10 protein-coding genes and 2 pseudogenes are annotated in these 17,225 nt (G+C 63.9%); 5 read left to right on the top strand and 7 right to left on the bottom strand.

The features are described 5' to 3' along the window. Positions 1–103: 103 nt before the first annotated feature. A pseudogene (locus tag FXF65_RS43295) lies at positions 104–388 on the bottom strand (integrase core domain-containing protein); the annotation flags it as partial. A gap of 67 nt (positions 389–455) precedes the next feature. On the opposite strand from FXF65_RS43295, the gene FXF65_RS43290 reads away from it, so the two are divergent. Further along, the gene (locus FXF65_RS43290; protein WP_222869071.1) at positions 456–1,829 is read left to right on the top strand and encodes an IS30 family transposase; all 1,374 of its coding nucleotides are present in this window, start codon (positions 456–458) and stop codon (positions 1,827–1,829) included. Here FXF65_RS43290 and FXF65_RS43285 read toward each other — a convergent pair. Beyond that, complete coding sequence (locus tag FXF65_RS43285; protein ID WP_148356317.1) at positions 1,784–2,398, bottom strand: DDE-type integrase/transposase/recombinase; 615 nt, start codon at positions 2,396–2,398, stop codon at positions 1,784–1,786. The two genes, FXF65_RS43290 and FXF65_RS43285, sit on opposite strands and share 46 nt — an antisense overlap. A 1,142-nt stretch (positions 2,399–3,540) precedes the next feature. On the opposite strand from FXF65_RS43285, the gene FXF65_RS43275 reads away from it, so the two are divergent. The 4 genes from FXF65_RS43275 to FXF65_RS43260 are packed head-to-tail and all read left to right on the top strand — an operon-like array spanning position 3,541 to position 12,574. Then, entirely contained in the window at positions 3,541–6,810 is a 3,270-nt protein-coding gene (locus FXF65_RS43275) for a helicase-related protein (protein ID WP_148356315.1), read from the top strand. After that, positions 6,803–7,516, top strand: coding sequence for a DUF4391 domain-containing protein (locus FXF65_RS43270; protein ID WP_148356314.1), 714 nt, complete (start codon positions 6,803–6,805; stop codon positions 7,514–7,516). Before FXF65_RS43275 ends, FXF65_RS43270 begins: the two co-directional genes overlap by 8 nt. Before the next feature lie 2 nt (positions 7,517–7,518). Then, positions 7,519–9,492, top strand: a complete 1,974-nt coding sequence (locus tag FXF65_RS43265; RefSeq protein WP_148356313.1) for a site-specific DNA-methyltransferase — start codon at positions 7,519–7,521, stop codon at positions 9,490–9,492. Between the two features lie 4 nt (positions 9,493–9,496). Further along, the gene (locus tag FXF65_RS43260) at positions 9,497–12,574 is read left to right on the top strand and encodes a type III restriction-modification system endonuclease (RefSeq protein WP_148356312.1); all 3,078 of its coding nucleotides are present in this window, start codon (positions 9,497–9,499) and stop codon (positions 12,572–12,574) included. A 258-nt stretch (positions 12,575–12,832) separates the two neighbouring features. Here FXF65_RS43260 and FXF65_RS43255 read toward each other — a convergent pair whose 3' ends face one another. From FXF65_RS43255 to FXF65_RS43240, 5 genes and pseudogenes are all read right to left on the bottom strand, one after another. Next, positions 12,833–13,276: a PIN-like domain-containing protein gene (locus FXF65_RS43255; RefSeq protein WP_148356311.1), complete on the bottom strand. Its 444-nt coding sequence runs from the start codon at positions 13,274–13,276 to the stop codon at positions 12,833–12,835. A 2-nt stretch (positions 13,277–13,278) separates the two neighbouring features. Continuing rightward, complete coding sequence (locus FXF65_RS43250) at positions 13,279–13,995, bottom strand: DUF433 domain-containing protein (protein ID WP_148356310.1); 717 nt, start codon at positions 13,993–13,995, stop codon at positions 13,279–13,281. Between the two features lie 1,113 nt (positions 13,996–15,108). Beyond that, positions 15,109–15,471 carry a recombinase zinc ribbon domain-containing protein gene (locus tag FXF65_RS45735; RefSeq protein ID WP_246199514.1) on the bottom strand — a complete coding sequence of 121 codons (363 nt, stop codon included), beginning with the start codon at positions 15,469–15,471 and terminating at the stop codon, positions 15,109–15,111. A 127-nt stretch (positions 15,472–15,598) separates the two neighbouring features. After that, a pseudogene (locus FXF65_RS46390) lies at positions 15,599–15,823 on the bottom strand (recombinase family protein); the annotation flags it as partial. 356 nt (positions 15,824–16,179) lie between these two features. Then, positions 16,180–16,758: a GNAT family N-acetyltransferase gene (locus FXF65_RS43240; protein ID WP_187412838.1), complete on the bottom strand. Its 579-nt coding sequence runs from the start codon at positions 16,756–16,758 to the stop codon at positions 16,180–16,182. Positions 16,759–17,225 lie beyond the last annotated feature (467 nt).

The raw sequence follows: 17,225 nt of genomic DNA, 5'->3' as shown, positions 1-17,225 counted from the left end.
CTCCCCGGGGCTGGTGAAGACCCTGATGACGGTGTGAGCCGTACCGGGTTTGGTGAAGTCCGGTGATGTGCCCCGAGTTTTGTGGTGTCGGGATACCGGAATCTCATGCCAGTTGTTGGGCTGCGTGGAGTCTTTCGTACTCGATGGGGCTGAGCATCTTGAGCGAACTGTGGCGGCGTCGGCGGTTGTGGAAGATTTCCAGGTATTCGAAGATCGCGTTGGCCAGCTCGATGCGGGTGCGCCGGCGTTGCCGGTTGAGCAGTTTGACCTGTATTCGGCCCCGGAACGACTCGATGACCGCGTTATCGAAGCAGTCGCCGATGGAGCCCATCGAGGCCACCAAACCGGACGCCTTGGCGCGCTGGGTGAAGACCCAGGAGGTGAACTGGGCGGATTCAATTGGTCGTCGCAACACCTCGATTTCGGAGGTGTTGATGGGTCGTCCAGCTGGGTGGATGCAGGCTTTGACGGGGCGGTCACCGATGAAGTCGCCGGGTGCGCCGGCGCATCGGCGGGAGATCGAGCGGGTGTTCTGGCGGGAGATCGCGAAGGGGCTTCTTGCGGAGGAGGCGGCGGCTGCGGTCGGGGTGTCGCAGGCTGTGGGTGGCCGGTGGTTCCGGCATGGTGGCGGCATGTCACCGATGGATCTTGCCCCGCTCTGCGGGCGGTACCTGTCCTTCCAGGAGCGGGAGGAGATCGCGATCTGGAAGGCGCAGGACGTTGGGGTTCGGGAGATCGCCCGGCGGCTTGGCCGCCACCCCTCGACGATCTCTCGGGAGCTTCGGCGCAACGCCGCGACCCGCGGCGGCCGGCTGGACTATCGCGCGTCGGTCGCGCAGTGGAAGGCCGATCTGGTGGCCCAGCGTCCCAAGCCGGCGAAGCTCGCGGTGAACGAGCGGCTGCGCCAGTACGTGCAGGAACGGCTGTCCGGTCAGATCCACGGGCCGCAAGGAGCGGTACTGGGACCAGAGGCTGGGCCGTGGAAGGGGCGGAACAAGCCGCGCCGAGGAGACCGCCGGTGGGCGACCGCCTGGAGCCCGGAGCAGATAGCCAACCGGCTCAAGGCCGACTTCCCCGATGATGAGTCCATGAGGATCAGCCACGAGGCGATCTACCAGGCCCTCTACGTCCAGGCCCGGGGCGCGCTCAAGCGCGAGCTTGTCGCCTGCCTGCGCACTGGTCGCGCGCTGCGGGCTCCCCGAGCCCGCTCCAAGCGCAAGGCGTGGGCGCACGTCACACCTGAGGTGATGATCAGCGAACGGCCGGCCGAGGCCGATGACCGCGCCGTCCCCGGGCACTGGGAGGGTGACCTGGTGATCGGGTTGGAGCGGTCGGCGATCGGCACGTTGGTTGAGCGCACGACCCGCTTCACGATGCTGGTCCACCTGCCTCGCCAGGAGGGATTCGGCGTTATCCCGCGGACCAAGAACGGGCCGCCGCTGGCCGGCTACGGCGCCCAGACGATGAAGAACGCCCTCGCCGCCACCATCGGTGCCCTACCCGAGCAGCTGCGCCGGTCACTGACCTGGGACCGGGGCAAGGAACTATCAGCGCATGCCCAGTTCACGATCGAGACGGGCATCCCGGTCTTCTTCGCCGACCCGCACAGCCCGTGGCAACGCGGCACCAACGAAAACACCAACGGCCTACTCCGCCAGTACTTCCCCAAGGGCACTGACTTGTCCCGCTGGAGCGCCGACGACATCGCGGCAGTCGCGGCGGCTCTCAACGCCCGACCTCGTAAGACCCTCGGCTGGAAGACGCCTGCCGAGGCCCTCGATGATCACCTACTATCGCTCCAACAGGCCGGTGTTGCGTCCACCGGTTGAGTCCGCCCAGCACTCCGTGATCGGAGTGGATCAAGGTGCCGGGCCGGGGGTTGGCGGTTCTGGATGGCCATACCGAGTGCGTTGGTGACCAGCGTGGCGGTCTGTGCCGAATCGATGGACCAGCCGACTACTTTGCGGGAGAAGGCGTCCAGCGCCACGCAGCAGACCTTGCCCTCACCAGTGGGGTGTTCGGTGATGTCGGTAACCCACAACTGGTCGGTTCCGTTGCGGGTGAACTGGCGGTCGACCAGGTCGGCCGCGGTCGGGGTCTGAAGGACCAGGCGGCGCCGCCGGGCGCCGGGTAGACCAGGAAGGCCGGCGCGGCGCATCAGCATCTCGACCGCGCCGTGTCCGACCTGGATGCCCAGGCCGAGGGTGAGTTCGGCGTGCACGCGCTGGCCGCCGTAGGTGCCGCGGGACTCGGTGTGCACCCGGCGGATCTGTTCGGTCAGCCAGGCGTGCCGGATCGCTCTCATCGACGGCGGCCGCTTGCGCCACATATGGAACCCGGATTCAGAGACGCCCAGGACGCGGCAGCAGACCTTGATGGGCAGCCCCTCGCCGGCCATCACCGCGATGGCCTTTTGGGGGCACCGCCCGCTTCACCAGCTCGACCGCCCTACGGGTGACGGCCAGCTCGGTCTCCAGTTGGGCGATCCGGCGCCGGGCGGCGACCAGCTCGGCGTGGTCGGTCGAGGTCATCCCCGGCTCCAACCCAGAGTCGATGCGATCTTGGCGCAGCCAGACGTAGATGGTCTGGCTGGGCATCTGCAAGTCCGCAGCAACCCGCCTCACGGGCGGCCGGCCTGGACCAGATCCAGCACCTTGCGCCGGAACTCAGGGGGATAACCTCCGGACATCCTGCCTCTCCCCTCATGATCGAAGACACGAGGATCACAGTAACGCGACCCCACAAAAGCCGGGACACATCATCCTCGATCAGCTCGGCCACGAAGGCACGGGTAGCAGGCGACAGATCCAGCGCAGCACGGTAGAACAACACCAGAGGCTCCTGGCAGGGCGGTTGTTTTGGTCGACTTCGCATCTACCAGGAGCCTCGCCGCGTCACCGACCAGATCCTCCTACCGCAACCACCCCGTGACCAGCACGATCAAGGTGGAAAGGGCTCAATGTGGGACCGGATTCGCCCGCGGCCCCGCGCCTTGGAGGCTGGCAGTGGGTGAGGTGGCGCTGACCGTGGCACACGAGACTTGGCCCCGCTTCCGCCGAGGACGGCGGGCGGACGGCCGATAGTTTCCGATGATGTCCGGCTTGTTTCGCCTCGTCGCCAGCGTTGGCGAGGCGGAGCGCCCTGGCCTGTGCCGGAGTGACCAGTTGGGCGATTGGGGTTGTCGCACCCATAATCGAAGAGGTTCTTGACGCTCAACAACGATGCTGGGGGCGATGGCTAGGTGGCAGACTACCTCAGGCCGATTGGTACGACATTGCCCGAGTGGAACGGCCAGCGGCCATGTGTGCTTGCCACTTCCCGCCTGAGGTTCGGCCTAGGGCGTCGACGGTGGAAGGCTGGTTCCCCTTCGTGTTCGAGGCGAGCGGCTCGAAGATCCACTACACGACCAGTCGCGACAAGCGGCCACGGGCCCGACCCCTCTTCAACGTCGCGAAGTTCAAGATCAGCGAGGTTGTCGACAACCGGATACGTAGAGGCGGAGCGTCAGCTCGTTTCAGACCGAAAGACGGTGACGCCTGAGTGCGCATAATCGACAACCTCAATGAGTTCTTCGGCGACGATCTAAAGGCTTCGATCGTCCCTGGCTCCAAGCTGCGTATCGCGGCGAGCACGTTCTCGATCTTCGCATTCGAAGCGCTGAGTCGTGAACTTCAGTCGATCAAGGAGCTTGAGTTCATCTTCACCGCGCCATCTTTCACAACGACGAAGGCCACGGACAAACCCGCGCAGGAGAAACGGCAGTTCTTTATCCCGAACGACAGGAGCCGTGATGCCGCACTGTACGGAACAGAGTTCGAGATTCGGCTGCGCAACAAGCTGACCCAACGGGCCATCGCACGTGAATGCGCTGAGTGGGTTCGGCAGAAGGTCACGTTCCGCTCGAACCACACAGGCGCGCCAATGCAGTCGTTCGCTGTGGTCGATGACACCGCCGCCTACGCACCCCTCCACGGCTTCACGACCGCCGACCTCGGGTATGAGCGCGGCCCCGCGGTGTCGAACATAGTGCACAAGATCGACGACAAGCTGGCGACGCGCCAATACATGCAGCTCTTCGACCAGATCTGGCACAACCCAGACCAACTCGACGACGTGACCGAGGCGGTCCGGGAACACATCGCGAGCGTATATGCCGAGAACTCCCCGCAGAGGGTGTACTTTCTGATCCTCTACAACCTCTTCAACGAGTTCCTCGCAGACATCAGCGAGGACGTGCTGCCGAACGACCGCACCGGATACCAGGGCACCGAGGTTTGGAAGGCGCTCTACAACTTCCAGAAGGACGCTGCGACCGGCGTGATCAACAAGTTGGAGACCTACAACGGTTGTATCCTCGCCGACAGTGTGGGACTCGGGAAGACCTTCACAGCGCTGGCGGTGATCAAGTATTACGAGCTGCGCAACAAGACCGTACTCGTGCTGGCGCCGAAGAAGCTGACTGAAAACTGGACGAACTACAACTCGAACTACACAACGAATATCTTCGCAAAAGACCGCTTCAACTACGACGTCCTCGCCCACACCGACCTTTCGCGCGACGGCGGCGAGTCCCTGGGCAAGCGGCTGGACCTGATCAACTGGGGCAACTACGACCTGGTCGTGATCGACGAGTCTCACAACTTCCGCAATGCCGACATCATCGCCCAGCGGGAGACCCGCTATCAGCGGCTGATGCGCAAGGTCATCCGTGCGGGCGTGAAGACAAAGGTGTTGATGCTCTCCGCGACCCCGGTCAACAACCGCTTCAACGATCTGCGCAATCAGCTGGCCCTCGCCTACGAGGGGGATTCAACCCAGCTCGCCACGAAACTCAACATCCAGTCGATCGAGGAGGTGTTCCGGCAAGCCCAGCGCGTCTTCAATGAGTGGGCCGACCTACCGCCTGAGCTGCGCACAACTGACGCCATCCTCGCCCGGCTGGACTTCGACTTCTTCGAGTTGCTGGACGCCGTGACCATCGCCCGCTCGCGCAAGCACATCCAGGCGTTCTATGACACCGCCGACATTGGCGCGTTCCCGGCGCGGATGAAACCGGATTCCCTGCGGCCGCCACTGACTGACCTGGCAGGCGCCCCGACATTCAATGAGATCTTCGAACAGCTCCAGCTCCTGACCCTGGCGGTCTACACTCCGTTGGCGTACGTGTTCGAAAGCCGCCGTGACAAGTACGAGCGGATCTACGGCGCAGGTGCCGGCCAGAACTACATGGGTGGTGAAAACGCGAACCTTAGCGCAGCGAACCGCGAGCAGGGCATCCGCAAGCTTATGACGGTGAATCTGCTCAAGCGGCTGGAGAGCAGCATCGAGGCGTTCCGCCTGACCCTCAACCGGTTGGAGCACGCGGTCGCCGACGCCATCGAAGCTGTAGACAACCACGTCGCGAACCTCGCCGACATCGTCTCCACGTTCACCGACATGGACACCAACGATGACGACTTCGAGTTCCCCACCAGCGGCACGGTTGGCCGGAAGGTACAGATCGACCTGGCCGACATGGATGTCGAGTCGTGGAGCCGCGACCTCGCCCACGACGGCACGGTGATCCAGAACCTGCTGCGCTCGGTCAGCGGCATCACCCCCCAGCACGATTCCAAGCTTCGCGCGCTACTCGAGCGGCTCGACGCCAAATTCCAGCAGCCACTGAACCCCGGCAACCGCAAGGTTCTGATCTTTTCCGCGTTCGCCGACACGGCCGAATACCTCTACAAGAACCTCGCCCCAGCGCTGAAGCAGCACGGCTACCACAGCGCCCTCGTCACCGGCCAGGGCAACCCGTCCACGACGGTCGGCAAGGGATACAGCTTCCAGCAGACCCTCACCCTGTTTTCCCCGCAGTCGAAGCAGCGCCACCTGGTGATGCCGCAGGAGACCTCGGAGATCGACCTACTAGTCGGCACCGACTGCATCAGTGAGGGCCAGAACCTCCAGGACTGCGACTTCCTGGTCAACTACGACATCCACTGGAACCCCGTGCGGATCATCCAGCGATTCGGCCGAATCGATCGTATCGGCTCGACCAACGAGCGCATCCAGCTTGTGAATTTCTGGCCAGACATCTCGCTGGACGAATACATCAACCTCAAGGAGCGCGTCGAGAACCGCATGGTCGCCGCCAACCTCGGCGGAACAGGCGACGACAACATTCTCGACCCGGGGGCCAGCGATGCCGCATTCCGCAAGGAGCAGCTCCGCAAGCTTCAGGACGAAGTGATCGAGCTCGAAGACGTTCGCACCGGCGTGTCGATCACCGACCTCGGCCTGAACGACTTCCGCATGGACCTGCTCGGCTACCTCAAGGAGTACGGCGACCTGACCGGTACCCCGAAGGGACTGCACGCGGTTGTTCCCGCCCAGCCCGAAAAGGGGCTCAAGCCAGGCGCGATCTTCGTGCTGCGCAACATCAACGCCGACCAGCATCTCAACCGTGGCAACAGGCTGCACCCGCACTACCTCGTCTACCTCGACGACGACGGACAGGTGATCGCCGATCACACCGAGGTCAAGCACCTGCTCGACCTGATCCGCGCCGGATGCCGGAACCGTGACGAGCCCGCATGGAAGGTGTGCCGCGTTTTCAACGCCGCCACTCGCGACGGGGCCGAAATGGGCACGTATAGTCGCCTGCTCACCGATGCGATCCGCTCGATGATCGACCTCACCGACGAGCGCGACGTCGACAGCCTGTTCAGTCCCGGCCACACGACTGCGCTCGCGCAGACCATCGCCGGGCTCGATGACTTCGAGCTGATCGCCTTCCTCGCCATCGTCGAGGAGCCCACCAATGATTGACGCCTCACTAACGGTCGAAACCGCCGAAACGATCCCAGTCCTCTACCGCTGGCCCGCGAACGCCGCGTTCGGCCGCACCGTCCCGAAGACAAAGTTCTACGAGCATGGCAACGTCCGCACCGCGTTGCGCGAGAAATTTGTCGGCGACATTCAGCGCATCACCTGGGCCTACAAACTCGCCGACGACACCATCCGCCTGCGCGGCACGACCGCGGTGCCCGAGCTCCAGATCTTCACCCTCGAGACCAAGGGCGAGGATGTCTCCCGCGACGTGCTGACCGCCATCGACAGGTCTGTGCACTTCCCGATCATCTTCGAAGTCGCCAGCAATGACCGTCTGCGCATGGTCGCGGCCCAGAAGACACTCGACGCCAAAGTGCCAAAGATCGGACCGTACTTTACTACCGACTGGCAACCCCCTGACGCGCCCCGCCGGCCTCTACCCACGGCGCTCGATCTGCCGAGCCTGTACGAGACGATACTCGCATCGCTACTACCAGTAACGATGCGAGTCGGCGAGACGGTGACGCAGGCAACTGAAAGACTGGGCCGCGCCCGCAAGCTCGAACGTGAGATCGCCGCACTGAACAAGAAGCTGCGCACCGAACCACAACTCAACCGCAAGATCGAACTCCGCAAGCAGATCAAGGAACGCACCGCAGTGCTCACCGAGCTGATCAACCTCACCCCGAACAACAAGGAATGACCGTGGAGAAGCTCAAGATGCACTCGCCAGACCTCACCCAGCGCAACTTCGACGTCATCGCCGAGCTGTTCCCCACGGTCGTTACCGAGACTCTCGACTCCGATGGCAAGCCGGTGCGCGCCATCGACTTCGATCTGCTGCGCCAGGAACTCTCCGACCACATCATCGAAGGGCCGCAGGAGCGCTACCAGCTCGACTGGCCTGGCAAGCGCGCCGCCGCCTTCGCCGCCAACGCGCCGATCGCGAAGACTCTACGCCCATTGCGCAATGAGTCGGTCGACTTCGACACGACGAAGAACCTCTTCATCGAGGGCGACAACCTGGAGGTACTAAAGCTGCTCCAGGAATCCCTGCTCGGAGAGGTTGATGTCGTATATATCGACCCGCCTTACAATTCCGGTGCCGACTGGGTATACGACGACGACTTCGTCGAGACAACGAGTGAGTACCTCGCACGCTCAGGCCAACATGATGCGACAGGTGGCCACCTAGTCTCGAACACTGAGGCCAATGGTCGCTTTCACTCCGACTGGCTCAGCATGATGTATCCGCGGCTAAAGCTCGCCCGCAATCTCCTCAGCGACTCGGGCGTCCTCATCGCCGCCATCGACGATGGCGAACACTCCGGACTGAAACAAGTTCTTGACCAAATATTCGGCGCTCAGAACTTCCTCTCGAACGTAGTGTGGCAAGGACGGGCGAAGAACGACGCGCGTTTCTCGGCCGGCGGTCTGGACTACATGCTCATCTACGCCCGCAACCGCAATCGCTTGATCGCCGACGATGTCCGCTGGAAGGAGCCTAAGAGCGGGTACGACCTGGCGGTCGCAGCGGCCCGTGACGCTTGGACCAAGTCCGGCAACGATGCAGCACAGGCGACAGCCCTGCTCCGCGAATGGTGGCGGACGAAGCCGGACACCGAGAAGGGATTGCAGTCGTACACCGAGATCGATGACAACGGCAGGGCGTTCCTTCGCGGGCCGCTCGCTAGCCCGAACCCTCGTGCCAACCTTCAGTACGACCTGACTCACCCTGTCACCGGCAAGACCGTGCCGATGCATCCGAATGGATGGAGGTATTCCAAGGAGACTATGGAGCAGATGCTTGCGGACGGTCGGATCATCTTTGGCCCGGACGAGTCGACTACACCACGCCGCAAGATGTTCCTCGACGAGCAGGAAAACCAAGCCATTCGATCCTTGATTGTCCACGAGCGTGCCAGCGCCACATCTGCCGTCGCGGGCCTCATGGCCGCAGACGTCTTTGACAATCCCAAAGACACGCGAATTCTAGGAAAGTGGATCAACGCCGTAACCGGTGCGAACCCTGGCGCCGTCATACTTGACTTCTTCGGCGGCTCGGGATCGACCGGCCACGCTGTTATGGAACTGAATCGAGTTGACGGCGGACGACGACGGTTCGTGCTTGCGCAACTTGACGAACCCGTTGCTGCTGACTCGGTCGCCCAGCGCGAGGGGTACGAGACGATCGCTCAGATTGCCCGCGAGAGGCTCCGCCGTGCTGGGGCGAAGCTTCGCGCGGAAGCGGGTCTCATGGGCGACACGTTGGATGTCGGATTCCGAGCGCTCAAGGTAGACACCACAAGCATGGCTGACACACTCGCCACGACCAACGAGCTGGTCCAGTTCACGCTGTCGGAGGTCGTCGACAGCGTGAAGCCGGATCGTACAGATGAAGACCTTCTGTTCCAGGTACTACTCGATTGGGGCCTGGACCTCTCGGAGCCAATCCAAGCGGAGGAGATCGCTGGCATAGCTGTACTGACGGTTGGTGACGGCGATCTGATCGCTTGCTTCGCCGACGACGTAAGCGGTGCGGTGGTCCGCGCCATCGCGGATCGCCACCCACTCCGCGCTGTGTTCCTGGATGCGGGCTTCGCGAGCGACGCCGCACGCATCAACGCCGAGCAGGTCTTCCGCGAGGTGTCACCCGAAACAGAGGTAAGGGCGATCTGACCCGATGAAGCTCCAGTTCAAGGTCCAGCAGTACCAGACCGAGGCCGTCGATGCCGTTGTCGACGTGTTCACCGGGCAGCCGTACGCCGACGGCGTGAAGTACCGCATCGACCCCGGCAAGGACGCTGCGCAGACCTTGCAGCAGGACGCCGGTCTGCGCAACGCGGAGCTCGCTCTGACGCCCCCACAGCTACTGGCGAACGTGCACCGGGTGCAACGGTCACGCGGGCTGGAGCAGTCGAAGGACCTCAAGGACCCCGTCAAGAAGTCAGCGGCCCCGATCAATCTCGACGTCGAGATGGAAACCGGCACGGGCAAGACCTACGTTTACATCAAGACGATCATGGAGCTGCACAAGCGGTACGGGTGGTCGAAGTACATCGTGGTGGTGCCGTCGATCGCGATCCGCGAGGGCGTGAAGAAGTCTTTCGACATCACTGCCGAGCACTTCCAGCAGCTCTACGGCACCAAGCCTCGCACGTTCGTCTACAACTCCTCGCGGCTGCACGAACTGGAGCGATTCTCCTCCGACTCGGGCGTGCAGGTGATGATCATCAACATCCAGGCGTTCAACGCCACCGGCAAGGACGCCCGCCGCATCTACGAGGTGCTCGACGACTTCCAGTCGCGAAGGCCGATCGACGTGATCGCGGCGAACCGTCCGATTCTGATCATCGATGAGCCGCAGAAGATCGAGGGCGATGGGAAGAAGCCGTCGAAATCGCTGGAGGCGCTCGGGTTGTTCAAGGCGCTGTTCGCTTTGCGCTACTCGGCGACCCACAAGATCGAGCGCACCAAGGTGCACCGCCTGGACGCGGTGGATGCGTACAACCAGAAGCTGGTGAAGAAGATCGCGGTGCGCGGCATCACGGTCAAGCACCTGGCCGGCAGCACCGCCTACCTGTATGTGGACGGGTTGGAGGTCGGCAAAGGTACAGACTTCCCGAAGGCTCGGGTCGAACTGGAGGTGCAGACCGCCCAGGGCATCAGGCGGCAGGTGAAGCGGCTGAGCCAAGGCATGAACCTGCACGACATCTCCGGCGGCATCGAGGCGTACAGGGGCCTGTTCATCCGGGATGTCGATGCGCCCCGTGACATCGTCGAGCTGAGCAACGGCGACATCATCGGCGCCGGCGAGGTCACCCAGGATGTGACCGACGACGCGAAGCGCCGCATCCAGATCCGGGAAGTCATCCGCGCCCACTTTGATAAAGAGCGCGAGCTGTTCGCGCAAGGCATCAAGGTGCTGTCGCTGTTCTTCATCGACGAGGTCGCCAAATACCGAGACTACGACCGCGAGGACACGCTGGGCGAGTACGCCCGGGTGTTCGAGGAGGAGTACGAGGCGGTGCTCACTGACTACCTGGGCCAGCTCGACCTTGACGAGGCCGCCGAGCGGTACCGCGCGCATGTCGAGGCGATCCCGGTGCGGTCGACGCACGAGGGCTACTTCTCGATCGACAAGAAGACCGGCCGCTCCATCGACGGCAGGATCGCCGCGCGTGGCGACTTCGCAGGCCAGTCGGACGACGTCGATGCCTACGACCTGATCCTCAAGGACAAGGAGCGGCTTCTGTCGTTCGAGGAGCCGGTGCGATTCATCTGGTCTCACTCGGCTCTGCGCGAGGGCTGGGACAACCCGAATGTGTTCGTCATGGGCATGCTCAAGAAGAGCGACAACACCACCACGCGGCGACAGGAGATCGGCCGAGGCCTGCGCCTGTCGGTCGACCAGCACGGTGAGCGGATGGACAACGCCGTCACCGTGCACGACATCAACGAACTAACCGTCGTCACCGACGAGTCGTACACCGACTTCGTCACCGCCCTGCAGAAGGAGATCATCGAGTCGCTGTCGACCCGCCCGCGCAAGGCGACCGTCGACTACTTCATCGGCAAGCAGATCAAGCTCGCCGACGGCTCCACCAGCGTGCTGGAGAAGTCGCTCGCGCAGGCGCTCTACAACCACCTGATCCGTAATGATTACATCGACGACGATGGACTGGTGACGCAGGCGTACAGGGACGCCCGCGCCGACGGAACGCTCGCCGCACCCATGGCCGAAGCCCTCAAGCCGGTCATCGACTTCGTGTGGCCGCTCGTCGATGCGCTGTACCTCGACGTGCCCAAGCCGACCGACGGCCGCAAGCCTAAGAAGATCCCGCTCAACGAGGCGAACTTCAAGAAGCGCGAGTTCCAAGAGCTGTGGAGCCGCATCAACCACAAGTCCGTCTACCAGGTCGAGTTCGACTCCTCCGAGCTGATCAAGAACTGCATCCACACGCTCGACAAGTCGCTCAACGTGACAGTCATGCAGTACCTCGTCGAGGCCGGCAAGCAGGTCGTGGGACTTGAAGTCGAGCAGCTCGAAGCAGGAACCGGGTTCAAGGTGTCGGAGACGAAGGTCGAGCACTCAGCCGTCTCGGCGAGCTCCACGGTGAAGTACGACCTGCTCGGCGAAATCGCGGAGAAGACCCAGCTCACCCGCCGGACCTGCGCGGCAATCCTTACGGGCATCAACCCCGGCACGTTCACGAAGTTCCAGCAGAATCCCGAGCAGTTCATCACCGAGGCCGCTCGGCTCATCAACGAGCAGAAGGCCACAGTGATCGTCGAGCACCTCAGCTACAACCCGCTCGATGGCCGCTTCGACTCCTCGATCTTCACCGAGAATCAGACCGCGCAAGACCTGTCGAAGGCCGGCGACAAGCTCAAGAAGAGCGTCTACGAGTATGTGGCCACCGACTCGAAGGTCGAGCGGTTGTTCGTCGAGAAGCTCGACGTCAGCGACGAGGTTGTCGTCTACTCCAAGCTGCCGCGCGGATTTTTCATCCCGACCCCGGTCGGCGACTACAACCCGGACTGGGCGATCGCCTTCCGTGATGGCAAGATCAAACACGTCTACTTCGTCGCCGAGACCAAGGGAACGATGTCCACGCTCCAGCTCAAGGGTATCGAGGAAGCAAAGATAGAGTGCGCTCGGAAGTTCTTCAGGTCACTCAACGAGAAAGCAGGCGCTAAGAACGTCACTTACGACGTGGTCGACACGTTCGAGAACCTGCTCCAGCTCGTGGGGGCGTAACTGGGGGCAAGTTCCTCAGAATTGACGTCCCTTACCAGAACAAGAACCCGCCACCGCTGCGCGCGGACCGCCGCGCCCAGCTGCTGACCGCCCTCGAATCTCAGTCGTCGTCCCGAGCGGAACTTGCAGCCCAGACCGGCCTCACTGACCAGACCGTCCGACGGTGGCTGACAGCCACGGATGGGGTTCCCCGTAGCACCTACAGCAAGATGCTCCACCTCGAATACACTACGAGCAGATCACCAACCCGACCACAGATCAAGACGCCGCAGGGTAGGCGAGTTTGAGGCGTTTGAGAGCGTGCTCAAGGCTGACCGACATGACGTAGGGGCCCTGGGCGCGAAGGGAGACTTCAGTGATCTCGGATCGGCGGGTGAGAAAGGTGTCGATCATCTGTGGACCGGTGAGTCTGCGGTTGGCGAGGCCGAAGACTCGTGCGCCGGTCATGTAGACGGCCTGGGCTTCGAGCTCGTTGGTGGCGATACGAAGGTCCTTGCAGAGGATCACATCACCGTTGAGGGTGGCTTCCTCGATCCACTGGCGATCGCTGATGCGCTGCGACTGAGCTTTGCCGTACCGCTCGTCCATCGTCTCCAGTACCCAGCCCGCTTCGCGGAGGGCGTTGGGCAGGAGCCGGGAGCCCAGGCCCCGGTCGGTGAAGAAGCACAGATCAGTTGGTCGGGTGGTGGCTTCTTCCGGCATGTTCAGGCGACCTGCTCAAGGGCTCGGACCGCGTTCAATGGCAGGTCGTAGTCGTAGGCGAGGTCCGTGAGTGGTTCGCCAGCCCGGAGTCTGCTGACGATGTCGGTGACTGCGATGCCATGATCGGCGATGGTCGGCTGGCCGCCGTTAACCCATGGGTCGACGCTGACACCCACGTCGCGGTACTGGGGCAGTTCGATGGTCCGGATCCAGCCGTCCTCGTAGCTGACGCGCTGAAGGTAGTCCTGGACGACGCTTCGAAAGACACCCTGGCCGCTGCGGATGACCACCAAGTTGCCGATCATGTCGCTGTCGGAGGGGTGGCCGGAGCGCTGCCCGAAGTCCCACAGGACCTCAGCCCCGTCAGTCTTCAATCTCTCGCTGGCCAGCGCCTGATGCAGGCCGATGTGTTCCTGAAGCCACAAGACTGCGGGGCGAATGCGCTGCATGGGAACGCCAGCTCTGGTGAAGGCGCTGACGATATAGGCCTCGGCCAGCCCTATGAACGGGATGCTCGGGCTCGCCCGACCAGCAGGTTCCGCGGTGGTCACGATGGGCGCGGCCGATACGGCATCACCGCTGAGGGTCTTGTAGGTGTAGCCGACGGCCCAGTTCTTAAACGTGGTCTGCGGGACGGCGATGATCCTGGAAGCCTCGGCCTTGCTGTAAATAGGCCGCGTGTAATGCGGATCAAGCAGCGTTGCCCCTACCATCGCCATCACCTCCTGGACACCGTCTACCGCCGCCTGCGGGATACCTAACGTTACACACTCTTCCCCCTTCGGCTGGGAAAGATCAGCGGCAGCGGTCCGACTTCCCCCCTGCGACAACCGGACATCCGCCAGCCTGCGGTGCGCGAGTCCAGCACCTACCACTCGCCCCTAGGGCAAGAGCGTGTTCAGATCATGAGACCGAGTAGTTGGAGGCCATGGTCGGGGTGGGTGCGGTAGTGGTCGGTGGCGGCAGCGTGGTTGGTCCAACCGATCATGGAGGGAAAGGCCACCGTCAAGATCGGGCGAGCAGTCGTCGTAGGTCTCGCTGGGATGGCCCTTGTCCTGTCCTTGGGCCTGGCCGGCCTCGGCCCGATCTGGACCGGCATCCTGCTTCTTGCAGCCCTTGGACTGACCGCCTGGCTTGCCGGCAAGGACGGCAGCAGTCGTAGGGAGTAGAGCAGAAGGGAAGGCCCCGACCGGGACCGACGGCCGGGGTCTTCTCGTTAGGCCACCCCAACCGAACCAAGATCGCGCCGGAATCGGCTTCACGCCTCAGAGTGCGTCGGACTTGTCCACCGACGACCTGGGAAGCACCACGTTCGCGAGCGCGCCCCGTGAGCGAGACGTCGGCATCGTCCGGTGCCTGGTACGCCGGGGATGGGCGGAAACCCCATGTTTGGAGCAGCAGTCCATCCGGCCGGGGGCTCACAACAGCGTCTGGTACGCACACGGTCACGTCGCGCATGGACCGGGCTGGCGCCGCGCCGCGCGGGCGGATGCTATGCACCCACGGGGATGCGGTGCACGTCGGCGATCGGGATGGTGGTCGGCATGTGGAAATGGTTGTGATCACCCCTCGGACACACAGTTTGTATATGAGCGGCTATTTCCGGGCATTCCAGAGCGCCCCTCAGCGCCTGGTCTGCACCTGAGGGTCGGCCTTTCGCTGCTTGATCGCTTCCTTCCACCATCGTTGTATGCCGTGAGCACACCGGCCGCAATCCGCGTGCCGGAACGGCGCGTCCAACGCCGCGAGGCGCTGTGGTGTCAGCGTTTCTGGTTGATGGTGATCTTCACCTCCTTCGGGGGTCCGGTCCGCAGCGTGCGGGTCTCGGGCTCCTAGGTGAGAGCGATCTTGCGGGTGCGCAGGCGGTCGATGACCTCCTTGGAGTCGGGTGGCGCGCCGTCCCGCACGGTCTCCGACAGTCCGGTCAGGAGAATGTGCAGGGCCGGTAGGTGGGGCAGGATGTGGTCCTCGCGGATGTAGAGGTTCTTGGGCCGGTCCGGATCAGAGCGCGAGGCACTGCTGTGGCCGTGCTGGCACCGGTACGCCGCCAGGTTGTGGATCCAGCACGATTCCATCCGCCGCCCGCAGATCCCGCAGCGCAGCAGCCCCGCCAGCAGGTAACAGCGGCCCAGCCTGACAGCTGCGCCGCGCGGCGTCTGGATGCCCTGCGCGGCGATGAAGTCGGCTTCGCTCACCCAGGGCCGGGGGCGCAGGACGGGCGGAGATGACCCAGCCGGCGGGCAGCCCCCACCGCTGCACCTGCCGGTGCCCCAGCCCGGTATTGGACGGATCGATCAGATCATGCTCGGAAGGCTGACGATTCCACACCTGCCGGCCGGTGTAGCGAGGATTGGCCAGAATCGTCCGCACCGTGGTCAACGTCCACACCTGATTGGGCCTATGGGCATTGCGCCGCGGATCGGCCGCTGACGGGCAAGGAATGTGCATGTCTTTGAGCGCCCGGTTGATACGCGCCATGGAGTGCCCAGCCAGCCGCTGCGCGAAGATCCACTTCACGATCGGCGCGGTTTGCGGGTCGGGCTCCAACCGGCGGGCCCGCCGCCTCCACGTGGCGTGCGCCCGATTCGGGTGGGGACCCGCGTCTACAAGCTGATAACCGTACGGAGGGCGGCCGCCCAGGTACCGGCCCCCTGTTCGCGGGTCTGCACCGCCATCGCCGTGGAGACACGGATCCTGGTCCGGGTGATCCCGACGCCCGTCATCCAGGGTGTGACCAGCCGCTTCAACTTCGGCCCCGTCGAGGGCCGCGGCAACCACATCAAATGATCAAGAGGCAGTTGTTCGGCCGAGCCGGACTACCACTGCTCCGCAAACGAGTCCTAGTCTGTCCATCCCGAAATATGGGCCAGGTCCCAGATCCCGGTTGGAGACGTCGTAGCCACTCAGGGGGCCTTGGTCAGGATGGCGCGGGTGTAGAGCAGGTCGAAGCCCTGGCGTTGCACGTTCTGCTGGGATTTGGATCCGGGCTGGGTGGTCACGACGGCGATGTCGCAGCCAGCGGCCGCGGCCTGGTTGAGGCGGACCGCGAGGAGGCTGGTCTGGACGCCGCGGCGGCGGAGCGGGGGTGTGGTCGCGGCGCCGGTGAGCTGGGCGACGCCCTCGGCCATGCGCATGCTCGCGCCGCTGGCGATCACACCGTCGAGCACGGCGACGTAGCGGGTGACGCCCGCTGCCAGGGTGAGGTCGCGCACGGCGTTGGCGATTACCTCGCGGGAGAACTCCTCGTGTGTGGGCACGCCTTGGGCATCGGGCTGCGCGAAACCGGCTGCGACGACGTCGAGCCAGCGTTCGAACTCCTCCTCGCCGCTGTGCCGGACCTCGATCCCGGGCGAGGCGACTCGTTCCGGCCGTCCGGCGAGCGCCCGGCCAAGGACGTTCTCGAACGAGACGAGTCGATAGCCCCGGGCGTTCGCCATGGCGCCGATCTCCGGGTCCGCGAGCTGCGCGAGCTCGATCTGCACGGCAGAACCGTGAGTGGCGAAGGCCCGCTCGATCTCGTCAAGGTCGGCCGCGCTCGGCACGCCGTGGAATCCGAGTCCCGGGAAGTCAGCGCCATCGCTGGACGGAGCCGACGCCGGAACGCTGCTCCGGCTGGGGGCTGAAGAACCCGTTGGGTTCCTGGTACTCGGGGTCGTAGTAGCCCATCCACAGCTCGGGGCCCTTGGCAAGTGACCTGCCAGGAGTTGGACCGGTAGTTGGTGGGCCGACACTCGAAGCCCTGGACGCGCATGGCGGCGAGAGCCTGTCCAGTCCTGTGGTGCCCTGAAAGTACTGGTCAGGCGTCGGGGCGGGGCGACGGCGGGTCATTGAGGGCGTAGGCGATGCCGGTGTCGGGACCGGTGTCGTATCCGTGCTGGTAGGCGGTCTGGTAGGTGTGGTCGCCGAGGGCCTGGCGGGCTTGTTGTTCGCAGGCCTGCCGGGCGGCGAC

Origin of the sequence: Actinomadura syzygii, from assembly GCF_008085905.1 — a bacterium.
Lineage (GTDB): Bacteria > Actinomycetota > Actinomycetes > Streptosporangiales > Streptosporangiaceae > Spirillospora > Spirillospora syzygii.
Note: the sequence above shows the minus strand (reverse complement) of the source record. Positions and strands in the feature narration are given on the sequence as shown.

Excerpts from the sequence above, each read along its gene's own strand:
- FXF65_RS43285 (WP_148356317.1), bottom strand. The coding sequence starts at position 2,398 with ATGGCCGGCGAGGGGCTGCCCATCAAGGTCTGCTGCCGCGTCCTGGGC.
- FXF65_RS43270 (WP_148356314.1), top strand. The coding sequence starts at position 6,803 with ATGATTGACGCCTCACTAACGGTCGAAACCGCCGAAACGATCCCAGTC.
- FXF65_RS43255 (WP_148356311.1), bottom strand. The coding sequence starts at position 13,276 with ATGCCGGAAGAAGCCACCACCCGACCAACTGATCTGTGCTTCTTCACC.
- FXF65_RS43260 (WP_148356312.1), top strand. The coding sequence starts at position 9,497 with ATGAAGCTCCAGTTCAAGGTCCAGCAGTACCAGACCGAGGCCGTCGAT.
- FXF65_RS43250 (WP_148356310.1), bottom strand. The coding sequence starts at position 13,995 with ATGGCGATGGTAGGGGCAACGCTGCTTGATCCGCATTACACGCGGCCT.
- FXF65_RS43290 (WP_222869071.1), top strand. The coding sequence starts at position 456 with ATGCAGGCTTTGACGGGGCGGTCACCGATGAAGTCGCCGGGTGCGCCG.